The organism is Janthinobacterium longum, from assembly GCF_051380735.1.
Lineage (GTDB): Bacteria > Pseudomonadota > Gammaproteobacteria > Burkholderiales > Burkholderiaceae_D > Janthinobacterium.
Map to the genome: position 1 here is coordinate 290,973 of NZ_JBNYXQ010000003.1, position 13,673 is coordinate 304,645.

10 protein-coding genes are annotated in these 13,673 nt (G+C 60.4%); all 10 read right to left on the reverse strand.

Annotated elements, in window-relative coordinates; translation table 11 throughout:
• Window positions 1–17: 17 nt before the first annotated feature.
• The 10 genes from nusA to ACQ4WM_RS12210 all read right to left on the reverse strand — a co-directional run bounded on the left by nusA (window position 18) and on the right by ACQ4WM_RS12210 (window position 13,655).
• Complete coding sequence (nusA, locus tag ACQ4WM_RS12165; RefSeq protein ID WP_436546926.1) at window positions 18–1,583, reverse strand: transcription termination factor NusA; 1,566 nt, start codon at window positions 1,581–1,583, stop codon at window positions 18–20.
• The gene (gene rimP, locus ACQ4WM_RS12170) at window positions 1,580–2,068 is read right to left on the reverse strand and encodes a ribosome maturation factor RimP (RefSeq protein WP_065307322.1); all 489 of its coding nucleotides are present in this window, start codon (window positions 2,066–2,068) and stop codon (window positions 1,580–1,582) included. Before rimP ends, nusA begins: the two co-directional genes overlap by 4 nt.
• A gap of 342 nt (window positions 2,069–2,410) precedes the next feature.
• On the reverse strand, window positions 2,411–4,528 hold the full coding sequence (gene rluB / locus ACQ4WM_RS12175) for a 23S rRNA pseudouridine(2605) synthase RluB (RefSeq protein ID WP_436546927.1): 2,118 nt from the start codon (window positions 4,526–4,528) through the stop codon (window positions 2,411–2,413).
• Complete coding sequence (scpB, locus tag ACQ4WM_RS12180) at window positions 4,521–5,309, reverse strand: SMC-Scp complex subunit ScpB (protein ID WP_436546928.1); 789 nt, start codon at window positions 5,307–5,309, stop codon at window positions 4,521–4,523. The genes rluB and scpB overlap by 8 nt, the downstream gene beginning before the upstream one ends.
• 409 nt (window positions 5,310–5,718) lie before the next feature.
• Complete coding sequence (locus ACQ4WM_RS12185; protein WP_436546929.1) at window positions 5,719–6,738, reverse strand: glucokinase; 1,020 nt, start codon at window positions 6,736–6,738, stop codon at window positions 5,719–5,721.
• Between the two features lie 309 nt (window positions 6,739–7,047).
• Window positions 7,048–8,010, reverse strand: coding sequence for a DedA family protein/thiosulfate sulfurtransferase GlpE (locus tag ACQ4WM_RS12190; protein ID WP_436546930.1), 963 nt, complete (start codon window positions 8,008–8,010; stop codon window positions 7,048–7,050).
• Window positions 8,011–8,035: 25 nt separating this feature from the next.
• Window positions 8,036–9,727: an ABC transporter ATP-binding protein gene (locus ACQ4WM_RS12195; RefSeq protein WP_436546931.1), complete on the reverse strand. Its 1,692-nt coding sequence runs from the start codon at window positions 9,725–9,727 to the stop codon at window positions 8,036–8,038.
• 9 nt (window positions 9,728–9,736) lie between these two features.
• A complete protein-coding gene (locus ACQ4WM_RS12200) occupies window positions 9,737–10,849 on the reverse strand; it encodes an ABC transporter permease (RefSeq protein WP_436546932.1) in 1,113 nt (370 codons plus the stop codon).
• A gap of 9 nt (window positions 10,850–10,858) precedes the next feature.
• Entirely contained in the window at window positions 10,859–11,797 is a 939-nt protein-coding gene (locus ACQ4WM_RS12205; protein ID WP_436546933.1) for an ABC transporter permease, read from the reverse strand.
• Window positions 11,798–11,825: 28 nt separating this feature from the next.
• Window positions 11,826–13,655 carry an ABC transporter substrate-binding protein gene (locus tag ACQ4WM_RS12210; RefSeq protein ID WP_436546934.1) on the reverse strand — a complete coding sequence of 610 codons (1,830 nt, stop codon included), beginning with the start codon at window positions 13,653–13,655 and terminating at the stop codon, window positions 11,826–11,828.
• Between the last annotated feature and the right edge of the window lie 18 nt (window positions 13,656–13,673).

Sequence of the window (13,673 nt, forward strand, 5' to 3'; positions counted from 1 at the left end):
TGATAAAGATACTCAAATTAAGCCTTTGCGGATTCAGCCTGACTCCATGCCTTGGCAAGCAAAGCCTTGGCACGATCGTCGTATTTCGAGTCAACCAACTTCATCTCATCGTCGGTCACATCTTTAAATTCACTTGTAATCAGTTCACGCGCACGGTCCGCAGACAGGGCCAGGATTGCGCCAAATTCGTCGTATGCCAGTGCTGCAAATGCTTCAACGGTCTTGATACCAGCCAGACCCAGCTTGCCAGCGGTGATGCGGTCCATGCCTTCCAGACCAACCAACGCCTCGTCCATGCCTTCCAGACCTTCTTCCGAAGCGATCGCTTCGGTAACGAGCGCATCACGCGCACGGGTACGGAGTTCATTGACGGTATCTTCATCAAACGATTCGATTTCCAGCATTTCGGAAATTGGCACGTAAGCGATTTCTTCCAGACTGGCGAAACCTTCTTCCACCAGAATGTCTGCAACTTCTTGATCGACATCGAGCTTTTCCATGAACAGGATGCGCACGGCAGCCGTTTCCTGGGCAGCTTTGTCGGCCGATTCTTCGGCCGTCATGATGTTGATCTTCCAACCGGTCAGGTCGGCAGCCAGGCGCACGTTCTGGCCCGAACGGCCGATCGCGATGGCCAGGTTTTCTTCGTCGACGACGACGTCCATCGCATGTTTTTCTTCATCGACCATGATCGAAGACACGTTCGCCGGCGCCAGGGCGCCAATCACGAACTGTGCAGGGTCTTCCGACCACAACACGATGTCGACGCGCTCGCCGCCCAACTCACCGGTAACGGCCTGCACGCGCGAACCGCGCATGCCGACGCAAGTACCGATCGGGTCGATGCGCTTGTCAGCCGTATAGACGGCGATCTTGGCGCGTACGCCGGCATCGCGGGCGGCCGATTTAATTTCCAGCATGCCTTGTTCGATTTCCGGCACTTCCAGTTCGAACAGCTTCATGATGAAGTCTGGTGCAGTGCGCGACAGAATCACCTGCGGGCCACGCATATTGCGGTCGATGCGCAAGATAAAAGCACGCACGCGGTCGCCGATACGCAGATTCTCTTTCGGGATCATCTGGTCGCGTGGCAAACGCGCTTCGATTTTGCCGGACTCGACGATTGCATCGCCGCGTTCCATGCGCTTGATTGTGCCGGTGACGAGCGAGTCGCCACGTTCCAGGAAGTCGACCAGGATCTGTTCGCGCTCGGCGTCACGCACGCGCTGCAGGACCACCTGTTTGGTGTCTTGCGCAAAGCGGCGGCCGAATTCGACGGACTCGATCGGTTCTTCGATGTGATCATCGATTTCGATGTCGGCGATCTGTTCTTTCGCCTCGAAGTGCAGGATCTCCTGATCCGGCAACTGCAGGCCGGCTTCGTCAGGTACCACGTGCCAGCGACGGAACGATTCGAATTCGCCCGAATCGCGGTCGATCGAAACGCGGATGTCCACTTCACCCTCATATCGTTTCTTCGTGGCTTGCGCCAATGCGAATTCAAGGGCGCCGAAAACGACATCCTTATCGACGTTTTTTTCACGCGCCAGCGCGTCAACCAATAATAAAACTTCGCGACTCATGCTTTGCGTCCCTTAAAAACCACCTGCGGCACCAAGCGTGCCTTATCCACATCGGCGAGCGTAAATTCCAACATCGCCGGACCATCCTTACCTTCAAATTCCAACGACAAATTCTCGCCCACGGGTTCTTGCAAGATCCCCTGGAACGATTTCCGGTTGTTCGTACCCGGCATCGCCTCGCGCAGCTTGACGATGATTTCCTGGCCTGCGAAACGGACAAAATCTTCCAGCTTGCGCACCGGCCGGTCCAGGCCCGGGGAAGAAATCTCGAGACGCTCGTAAGGAACGTTCTCTACCGTCAACACATGCGACAACTGGTGACTGACCGTGGCACAGTCTTCGACCGTGATCGGACCTTTTTCAGCGGCATCTGCGGCGCTGAAATCAATAAAGACGCGCAGCATTCCGCGCTCGGCACGTTCGACATCAACGAGCTCATAGCCCAGACCTGTGACTGTCTTTTCAATTAATCCCAACTGCTGCAAGAAATTCTCCAGAAATAAGGCCCGCTTTTGCCCGATATCGCGCTGCAAAGCGCCATACACCTGCAAAAACACGCATTGAATCATATATGGCCCCTCGCGGAGCCATGACAAACGGTTCAACAAAAAAAAAATGGGCATCTGCCCATCTTCTTGTATTTACCCAACCAGATGAAAGCACTCCCCACCGAACAACCCTGCGGAGAACTTTTATTAGGCTGCAGATTATAACCTCTTATTAACTTCGCCGCAATGCCGCACATGCGCGCAGGACCGACTTACAACAGTTACAAGAGTCTGCGCAGCCGGGGCAAAACCCCGGCGTGCGCTACAAGAAAGCCTTGCTTACGGTTTGTTGCTACGGCGACGCGGCATGCCCTGGTCCATGCCGCCACGCGACTGGCCACCGGAACGCACCTGGCCGGCACCACCGCCGCCAGTACGGCGCGGGCCGGTATTGGCAAAGCCGAACGTGGTTTGCAGCGGATCAGGCTGACGCGGACCGCGCTGTGGTGCACGGCCTTCGCCACCCGGACGGCCTTGGCCCTGGCCACCCTGGCCGGCAACACGCGGGCCACGGCCCTGCGGCGCGCCGTCGAAAGCTGCAGCCGAACGCGGCTGCCCACCCTGGAACGGACCTTGCGGCTGGCCACGGCCCGGACCACGCGCTTCGCCGGGACGCCCCATGCCGCCCGGACGGCCCTGGCCCTGCGGACGGGCGAACTGCCCGGCCGGCTGGCCACGGCGCGGTGCGACCGGGAACGGATCGGCGTTGCGGTTGCTGACATCGATGCGGTTGCCGTTCGGCTCGTCATCGCGCTCCTTGCGGTCGACCTTGCGTGCTTCGCGGCCCTTGGCGGCGCCAGCGGCACGTGGATCACCGGAGGCCGGCATTTTCTTTTCGATGCCGTAGGCTGTCAGCATGTCGCGCACGGTGTTTTCATCCATCTCTTCCCAGCGGCCGCGTTTCAGGCCGCTCGGCAAGGTCATCGCGCCGTAGCGGGTACGGATCAGGCGCGAGACGGTCAGGCCGATCGCTTCGAACATGCGGCGCACTTCGCGGTTACGACCTTCGCCGATCACCACGCGATACCACTTGTTGATGCCTTCGCCGCCGCCATCGGCGATTTTCGAGAACTGCGCCAGGCCGTCTTCGAGTTCGACGCCGGCCAGCAGTTTCTGGCGCATGCCTTCTTCCAGCTCGCCCAGGGTACGCACGGCGTACTCGCGGTCGATCCCATAACGCGGGTGCATCAGGCGGTTGGCCAGGTCACCGGAGGTGGTAAACAGCAGCAGGCCTTCGGTATTGAAGTCAAGACGGCCAACGGCCAGCCATTTGCCAGCCTTCATGGTTGGCAGGCGGTCGAACACGGAAGGACGGCCGTCCGGATCGTTATGGCTGACGATTTCGCCGGCTGGCTTGTGGTACACCAGCACGCGCGGCGGCTTCTTGCTGACGCGGCGCTGTATCAGCTTGCCGTTGATGCGCACATGGTCGGACGGCAGGATGCGCTGGCCGATATGGGCCGGCTCGCCATTCACGGATACGCGGCCGGAAATGATCAGGTCTTCCATGTCGCGGCGCGAACCGAGACCGGCTTCGGCCAGCACCTTGTGCAGCTTCGGTGCATCGTCGTCGGAGGTCAGGTCGCGGCGCACGGCGGTTTTCTGCACGCGGCCGGTGCCGCCCTCTTCGCTGTCGAACGCGTCGGAGGTGACGAACGAGAAGATCGCATCGGCATCATTCACTTTGCCTGGTGCGCCCTGGCGGCCCTTGCCTTTTTTACGGCTCTTGCCGGCGTTCTTGCCGGTACCCGGCATGTCATTGCGCGGCTGGCGCGGCTGGCGACCTTGCGGCGCCGACGACACCAGATTGCCTTCGGCATCGAACACATCGGCGACCGGTGCGGCAGCTTCCACGGCTGCTTCCTGCGGCGCGACGGCAGGCCTTGCAGCTTTCTCGGCCTTCGGACGCGGCGGCTGGCGCAACGCGCGCTCGGCTTGCACGCCACGCATCTGGCGCGGACCACGGGTAGTGCGGGCTTCTTCGGTTTTTTCAGCAACAGCTTCGGGAGCGGTTTCGGCTTCCACGGCGGCCGCCTTGGCGGCAGCGCGGGCGCGCGGCGGACGCGGCGCCGGTGCGGCAGGCGCTTCGCCAGCATCAGCGGTCACGGCATCGGCCGGTGCTTTCAGCGCGGCCTTGGCGCGGGGTTTTTTCACGGCGGGCGCTGCCTCGGCAACGTCAACGGCGGGTGCGGCGGCAGCAGCATCGGCTTCGATCTCTGCCTTGGTGCGGCGCTTCGGCTTGGCGGCTGGCGCGGCATCGGTACTTGCAGCTGCGGCTGGCGCAACGGGGGCAGCTGCTGCAGCGGCTTCGATCTGAGCCTTGGTGCGGCGCTTGGGCTTGGCAACGACAGCGTCGTCGGTGGCGGTAACTGTCTCGGGTGTATTCGGATTATTCATTGTTCGTTTCTTGGCTGTGCTGACCTGGCGCAGCGTCAGCCGTTAGTTCTGGCGCAGGGTCGTGAGTGTAGGCTTCGTCCGTGGGCGAAGCATCGGGGCCGGCATCAGGGCTTGCTGTCACTACTGTCACAGCCGTACTGCTACCTGCACCAAGCGGTGCTGCAATGTCATTGCTTGCTTTGTCAAAATTTTCTTGCAGGGCGGCTTCCAGGGCTTCGAGCCCGTTGCCCTGCATTTCGCTGATTTGCTGCAAAGGCGGCAGCTGGGACAGCGAACTCAAACCCAGGTCGTCCAAAAATTGTTTGGTGGTGGCCAGCAAGGCCGGCCGCCCCACCACGTCGCGGTAGCCGATCGCATCGACCCAGCCGCGGTCTTCGAGCATCTTGATCGTCTGCGAATTGACGGCCACGCCGCGAATTTCTTCGATGTCGCCGCGCGTGACGGGCTGGCGGTAGGCGATGATGGCCAGCGTTTCCAGCGTCGCCCGTGAATACTTCGGCGGCCGCTCGGGCGTCAATCGGTCGAGATACATCTTCATTTCCGGGCGGCTTTGAAAGCGCCAGCCCGACGCCAGGCTGACTATCTCTATGCCGCGCCCCTCCCACTCCTGCCGCAGTTCCTCGAGCAGCTGCTTGATCGTATCGGCGCCAACACCAACACCGCGCATGCGGCCATTGTCATCGGCATCGACAAACAGCTTTTTCAGGCTGTGGATCGTCAGCGCTTCACGCGCGCACAGCAGCGCTGTTTCGAGGACTTTTTTGGCCTCAATGGTGTTCATGGCAATTCTGTGCGGATATGTATTGCAATTCGTATGCAGAGAAATAAATCAAAACGTTCATTTCAACGTAACAGACGGCATGCACCTTCGACGATGTCATGCTGGGTTACAAGTTGAGGCTGTTTTTCCGACGCCTTGGCCTAAGCGCGCAAAGCGGGAATCTTGCGGATGCGATGAAAATCCTGCAATCCATGGCGCTGGCCTTAAATAACCAGCAATGAAACGAACTCCTGAGCAGCTGCTTCGCTTGTGACGGCGTACAAGCCGTGCGCGAGACAGTCGTCGTTTCATCCAACGATGCCAATTGTACCCGATAAAAAGCGGAAAAGCGCAAAACCGGGCAAAACAGCTCGTTGCCCGGCGTAAACGCTACAGACCAGCCTGTCTCGGGGCTGACCTGCTTGATCGCTTAGTGCGACGACAGCTTCTCGGCCAGGATGGCCGAGGTGCCGAGGAAGGCAGGGTATTTCGCGGTGATCACGAAAGTGGGCACCTGGGACACATAATTGGCGAAGCGGCCCTTGCGCTCGAAACGGGCGCGGAAACCCGAGCGGTCGAAGCGTGCGCCCAGGCGTGGCACGATGCCGCCACCGATATAGATGCCGCCCAGTGCGCCCAGGGTGACGGCAACGTTGGCCGCCACCGTGCCCAGCATGCAGCAGAAGGTTTCGATGACGTCGTCGCACAGCTGCGATTCGCCGGCCAGCGCGCGGCGCGTGATCTCGGCGGCCGGCAACTTTTCGTCGGCCACGCCGGCACGGTCGGCCAGCGCGCGGTAGATCAGTTCCAGCCCATCGCCGGAAATCAGGCGCTCGGCCGAGACGTGTTCGAATTCGCGCCAGGCAAACTGCAGGATAGCCACTTCCAGCTCATTGAAGGGCGCGAAGTTGACATGGCCGCCTTCGCTTTGCAGCGCGATCCAGCCGCCGTGCGAAGGAATCAGGCCCGACACGCCCAGGCCCGTGCCGGCGCCGATCAGGCCGATGGCCGTATTCGGGCGCGCGGTACCGGCGCCGACCTGGTGCTTTTCGCTGCTCGACAGCATCGGCACGGCGCGCGCCAGGGCGGTGAAATCGTTGACCACTTCGAGCGTGGTGAAGCCGCACTCTTCGCGCATGGCGCGGATCGAGAACGACCAGTGATGGTTGGTCATGCTGAGGAAGTCACCCGACACCGGGTTGGCGATGGCGATCACGGCGTGGCGCACGGCCTGGCCACCGGCGGCGACTATCTGCGGCAGCGCCAGGTAGGCTTGCAGGGCGCTCGACAGGCTAGGATAATCGGCACAAGGCAGCACTTCCGCAAGGCAAACCTGGCCGGCAGCCACTTCCAGGGCAAAACGGGCATTCGTGCCGCCCACATCGGCCAGCAGGCGCGGACCATCGGCGTAGGCGGAGGTAGGCAATGAGGGAGTAGACGAAGCGCTCATGATTTTAAGTGTAAGTGGGACGCATGGGACGCCAAGCTTAAAGGAAGAACGAGCTTAGAGGCAAGCAAAGTTTGTAGTTTAAGTACAGCAAAAGCGGCATTTATCGGTAGTTCCACTCCAAATGCGACATACAGTCACCAGGCAAACAACCGAAGTAAGTGCACGCACTCACCACACATCAATAAACCATGCTGCGTAGCAGCAGAACCACCACTTGCTTGCACTGTATTTGGGAGGCAAGCGCCGTGCTTGCCGTAATGACGAGTTAGCTCTGCTTTCGTAGGATTACTACCAAATTCCGACAACAAATCAGGAAGCCAGACCTTCGTTAAGCAAGCCGGGACTGGCGGGCGCGTCGGAACGGTAGACGGCATTCCAGGCGTCGAGGCCGCCATGCAGGGGCCTGGCGCGGTGAAAACCATGCTCATTAAGCAGCTTGGCCACTTGCGCGGCAGTCACGTCGTTGGGGCAGCTGCAATAGACGATAATATGGCGGTCCTTGTCGAGGCCGATCAAGGCTGGCACCGGTTCCTTGCCATTGAAGAACAAGGCGCCCGGCACGGCCGGCTCCAAAGACTGCGCCGTGGCGCTGCGCGCGTCGACCAGCAGCGGTTCATGGCCCTGTTCGATCAGCTCCAGCAATTCCTTGATGCTGATGCGTTCAACCTGCAAGGCCTGGCGAAAACGCCGGCGCTCCAGGTATTTATACAGCAAGAACATGCCCAGCAAGGTTGCCAGCACCAGCAAAGCCGTGCTGCCCATGGTGCTGAGCAGATCGAGCACTTTTTCCACGCTGGCGTGGAAGATGACGCCGATCAGGATGCCGGTGCTGCACCACAGCAAGCCGCCCAGGCCTGCATACATGAAGAAGCGCGACGCCGGCGTGCCCATGGCGCCGGACATCGGCGCAGCGATGGTATTAAAACCGGGCACGAACTTGGAGACGATCAGGGCTTTCGGGCCCCAGCGCCTGAATTTGTCTTCCGTCTGGCTGACGCAATAGTCGGGCGACAGCGAGATGCGGCACAACAGGCGCAAGATGCGCTTGCCGAAGTGGCGCCCTGCCCTGAACCAGGTCAGGTCGCTGAGCAGACAGGCCGTCAAGCCTGCCGCCAGCACCAGCGCACCGTTCATGTCGCCATCGACCGACAGCGCGCCCGCCACTACCAGGATAGGAAAGGCAGGAATCGGCAAGCCGAGCTGCTCCACCAGCACGATCCCGAAGACAATCAGGATACCGTAATGTTCAAGCAGGAAGATAAGGTTGGGCATGCGCTATCTTACCGCAAAAGGACGGTTACACTTGCACGCCTCTTGGTATGGCACTGAGGAGAGTACGGGTATAGGGATGGACCGGATTGCGGTACAGCTCGTCCGAATCGGCCAGTTCCACCACTTTGCCCTGGTGCATCACCATCACTTGGTCGGCAATATATTTCACCACCGACAAGTCGTGCGAAATAAAGATGTAGGACAGGCCGAATTCATCCTGCAAGTCCTGCAGCAGATTGAGCACCTGCGCCTGCACCGACACGTCCAGCGCCGACACCGATTCGTCGCAGACCAGGATTTCCGGCTGCATGGTCAGGCAGCGCGCAATCGCGATGCGCTGGCGCTGGCCGCCCGAAAATTCGTGCGGATAGCGGTGGAAAGCCTGTTCCGGCAAGCCGACTTTATCGAGCAGCCAGTAGGCCTTGGCGATGCGTTCCTGGTCGTTCGCGCCGATCTTGTGGATGCGCATCGGTTCGAGCAAAATCTGCCCCACCGTAAAGCGTGGGTTCAGCGACGCATACGGATTCTGGAAGATGATCTGGATGCGGCGTTTATAGGGCAGATACTCCTTGTTCGGCATGGAAATCAGATCCTTGCCGTGGAACATGGCCGTGCCGCCGGTGGCCTGGTGCAGCCGCAATAGCGTCAAGCCAACCGTGGTCTTGCCGGAACCGGATTCACCGACCACGCCCAGGGTCTTGCCGCGCGGCAGGGTGAACGACACATCCTTGACAGCCTGGAATTCGCGCTTGCCGAACAGGCCCTCGCGCATATAAAAACTCTTGCTCAGATTGTTGACCACCAGCACCGGTTCGTCGCCTGGTGTATAGCCGCGCGAGCGTTGTTTGATTTCCACGCCTGGACCGGCCTTGCCATCCATGTAGTCGGCAATCACCGGCAAGCGCCATGGGCGCTCGTCCAGTGACGGACGGCAATGCAGCAACGCCTTGGTATAAGCATCGTTTGGTGCTTCGAACACCTGGCGCACTTCCCCCGTCTCGCGCACTTCGCCGTGGCGCATGACGATCACGTGGTCGGCGATCTCGCCCACCAGGCCCAGGTCGTGGGTAATGAACAGCACCGACATCTGATGTTTCTTTTGCAGCGCGGCGATCAGGTCCATGATCTGCTTCTGGATCGTCACGTCGAGCGCTGTGGTCGGCTCGTCGGCAATCAGCAGTTTCGGCTCGCAGGCGATCGCCATGGCGATCATCACGCGCTGCTGCTGGCCGCCCGACATCTGGCTCGGATACGCATCGATCTTGTTGGCAGGATCAGGAATGCCGACTTCATCGAGCAGTTCCAGGGTGCGCGAGCGCGCCTGCTTGCGGTTCATGCCCATGTGCTGGCGCAGCACTTCGGCGATCTGGAAGCCGACTGTAAACACCGGGTTCAGCGACGACATCGGCTCCTGGAAGATCATCGAGATATCCTTGCCGCACATCTCGCGCCGCTCGGCGATCGACAGCTTCAAGAGGTCGCGCCCGCCAAAGAAAATGCCCGATTGCGGGGCGATGATCGTGTTGTCCGGCGGCAGCAAGCCCATCACGGCCAGCGAGCTGACCGACTTGCCGCTGCCCGATTCGCCCACCAGCGCCACCGTGCTGTTGCGCGGTACGTTGAAGGAAATGCCCTTGACGGCTTCGAACGTGGTCTTCTTGTCGAGACGGAAAGTGACGCGCAGGTCACGCACTTCCAACAGGTTATTCTGGTCCATGAGCAACTCCTATTTCACTTTGGGGTCGAGCGCATCGCGCAAGGCATCGGTAAACAGCGAGAACGCCGTCACCAGCACGGCCATCGCCGCTGCCGCTGCCGTCAGCTGCCACCATTTACCCAGGATCAGTTCATTTTGTGCCTCGTTGAGCATGCTGCCCCACGAGACGGTACCGACCGGCACGCCAAAGCCGAGAAAACTCAGGATCACTTCGGCCTTGATGAAACCGACCACCAGGATCGACATCTGCACCAGCGCCACATGGCTGACGTTCGGGAAGATATGCGAGAACATCTTGCGCCAGTGCGAAGCGCCAATCGCGTCGGCCGCCATCACGTATTCACGCGCCTTGTGCTTGATATATTCGGCACGTATCAAACGGTAGGGCCCGGTCCAGCCGGTCAGGCCCAGGATCAGCACGATGGTCAGCACGCCCTTCTGTTGCAGCACGGCGGCCACCGTCAAAATCATCAGGATCGACGGAATCGAGGTGAAGATGCTGTAGAACCAGTTGAAGAAATCGTCGACCAGGCCGCCGAAGTAGCCGGACACGGCGCCAAAAATCGTGCCCAGCACGACCGCCAGCAAGGCTGCCACCAGGCCCACCACGATCGACGTTTCACCGCCCTTGATGGTTTTCTGCAGCACGTCGTGGCCCCATTTGTCGGCGCCGAAGGGCAAGGTGGCCGCCTTGTGGGCAATCACTTTTTTGGTCTTGCCCATGCTGCCGCGCAAGGCGGTGATATCGTCGGCAAGCGGGTCCGTCACGCCGTACATCTCGACGCCAGCGGACGGGTTACTCCCCATCTGGGCGCGCAGTTCGGCGATATCGTCGGCCAGCGGGTCGAGCACATTGACGGGCGTGGGCAGGCTGTGATCGTCGGCCACCGGAATGGCGCCGTCGATACCGGCAACCACCGGGTCGGCGCCGGCAAAGGTCGGCGGCGCATAGCTGACGGCCACTTCATCTTCCCAGTTCGCGCCCACCAGGCCGCTGGCGGACGCCAGTACCAGCAGGAAAAACGCGCCGACCACGGCCAGCGATACCATTGCAATTTTGTCGCCGCGCAAACGGCGCCATGCCAGGGCCCACAGGCCCGGCGATGTATGAGGTTTCGACATCGTCACTTTCTACTTCAGTTGGACACGTGGGTCGACCGCCTGGTACATCAGGTCGGTCAGCAGGTTGAAGAGCATGGTGGCAGCGGCAACATACACGGTGATCGCCTTGATCACCGGAAAATCGCTGCGCTCGACCGCCAGAATCACTTCACGCCCGATGCCGGGAATGCCGAAGAAGCGTTCCAGCAAAAAGGCCCCGATCAGCAGCGCCGGCAGGTTGGACATCACGTAGGTAATGATGGGAATGGCGGCATTGCGCAGCACGTGGACCCACATGATGCGCCCTTCTTTCAGGCCCTTGGCGCGCGCCGTGCGTACATAGTCCTGGTTCGCTTCGTCGAGCACGAAGGTGCGGAACAGCCGCAGGGTCGGCGCGATCGATACGGCCAGGCCGATCAGGATCGGCAAGGTGGAATAGCGCAGCAGGTTTTCCCAGAAGCTGTCGCCCCAGCCCTGCACCGGGAACAGGCCCAGTTTGTAGGCAAAGCCGTACTGGAACACGATGATGTAGACCAGGATGGAAATCGACATGCCAACCGTGCAGGCGATCATCACCATGCGGTCCGTCAGCGAACCGCGCACGAAGGCGATGGCCAGCGCCAGCGCCACGCCGAAAAACGTTTCCAGCACGGTCAGCGGAATGAGCACCATCATCGACGGCCCCAGGCGCGAGGTGATGATGTGAGAGACGGTCTCGCCGGTGGCCCAGCTCTGGCCGAAATCGAACGTGACGATCTGCTTGATGAAGATCCACAGCTGCACGTAATACGGCTGGTCGACACCAAGCTGGCGGCGGATATTGGCGATGCTTTCGGCACTCGACATCTTGCCGGCCAGGATATACGCCGGGTCGCCGCCGACCCAGTTAAACAATATAAACACCAGCAGCACCACGCCCAGCATGGTCGGCAGCATCTGCCACAAGCGGCGCAGGATATAAGCGAACATAATGATTCCTTGTTGTTATAAGTTGCGCTTATTTTTTAGCGGGGGCGGCAGGTGTGGCCGGTGCGCCCGTGCTGTCGATGTCCATGAAGGCCCATTCCTGGAACAGGATAGGATGCTTCTTGTAGCCGAGCACCGATTTTTGCGCCAGCATATTGCGGTAGCGCGCGTAGCCGATCAGGGCGCCAGCATTCACTTCCAGGCGGCGCGCCATTTTATGGTACAGCGCGTCGCGCTCGGGGCTGGCCGGCATGGCCTGGCTGGCCGCATACCATTTGTCGTATTCCGGATCCTGGTAGCAGCCATTGTTGTTCTGGTGCGTGTTCGGGCCGTAGAACAGCTGCATGAAGTTGTCGCCGTCCGGATAATCGGCCAGCCATGGCGCGGTGCGCGTCTGCATCTTGCACTGCTTTTCCGTTTTCAAAATATCGGAAAAAATCATGCGGTCATTTTCCATGCGGATGCCCAGCGAGTTATACGTCTTGCGCCACATTTCGGCCTGCAGCACGCCATTGGCTTCATTGCGCGAAGCGTAGCGGATGACTAATGGCTTGCCGTCCGGCAAAGTACGCCAGCCGTCGGCGCCCTTCTTGTAGCCGAACTTGTCGAGCAGCTTGTTGGCCAGCACGGGATCGTATTGCAGCAAACTCTTGTAGTGCGGATCGTAGCCGACCACGCCCGGCGGTATCGGATAGTCGAGGCGCTTGGCCTGGCCGTTCCAGATAATGCGGATTTCTTCATCGATATTGTGCGCCATGGCAATCGCGCGGCGCAGAGCAATTTTTTCCTTGCTGAAGCCACCGAGTACCGGGTCTTCCATATTCCAGTAGTAATAGCTGATTTCCGGGTCCAGCAGGCGCGACAGCTGCACGCCCTTCTCGGCCAGCTCCGGGCGCAGCTTGCCGTTGAGCAGCGCTTTTGGCGCCAGCGGACCGTCGAGCCAGAACACATCGGTGCCACCGCTCTGGAACGACAGCCAGCGCGACTGGTCTTCGATCATCACGGTAATCTCGATGCGGTCGATGGCCGGAATCGACTTGCCCTGCATCTGGCGCACGATGCGCTGGTCTTCGGGATCGTCGCCGGCCAGGAAATTCCAGGTCTCGGGCAGGTGCTGCGGGTTTTTATTGAGAACGATGCGGTTGCCGCGCGTCCATTCGCCCAAGGTGTAGTAACCGGTACCGACCGGGTTTGAACCCACCTCGCCCTTCACGTCGCCGTATTTTTCCACCACTTCGCGCGCCACGGCGGCAGTCGGCACATAGGCCAGGATCATGGGGAAATTGAAATCGGTCTTGGTCAGGGTGATGCGCAAGGTGTAAGGGTCGAGAATTTCCAGCCCCGCCACCTTCTTGCTGTAGTCAAACTTGTTGGTTTTGGCCGCTTCCTTTGCGACGTCGTCGAGGCCGACAATCTTGCCTTCGAACAGCCAAGTATGCGGCGAGGCCAGGCGCGGATCGAACAAACGCTTCCACGAATACACGTAGTCAGCCATGGTCAGCTCGCGGCGCTTGCCGCCGAATGCGGCGTCGGGCGTGTACAGGATGCCTTTTTTCAGGCGAATGGTGTACGTCTTGCCGTCGCTGGACACTTCCGGCATGGCGGCCGCCGCTTGCGGCACCACCTTGACGGGTCGCGCCAGGTAGTCATAGGTATACAAGGTATCGAACACGGCCTGCGTAATGTGGTTCGAATACAGGTCGCGTGCGGTGGCCGGATCAAAACCCGTCTCGGCGGCCGGCAGGATGTAGCGCAGCGTCTTGGCAGGCCCGGCGCCGGCAGGGGCGTCGGCAAGGGCCAGCAGCGGCAGGGAACTCAGGCAGGCGAGCAGCGCCAGGCGCCGCATCCATGGTGACTTCATGTAATACCCTTCATCTCG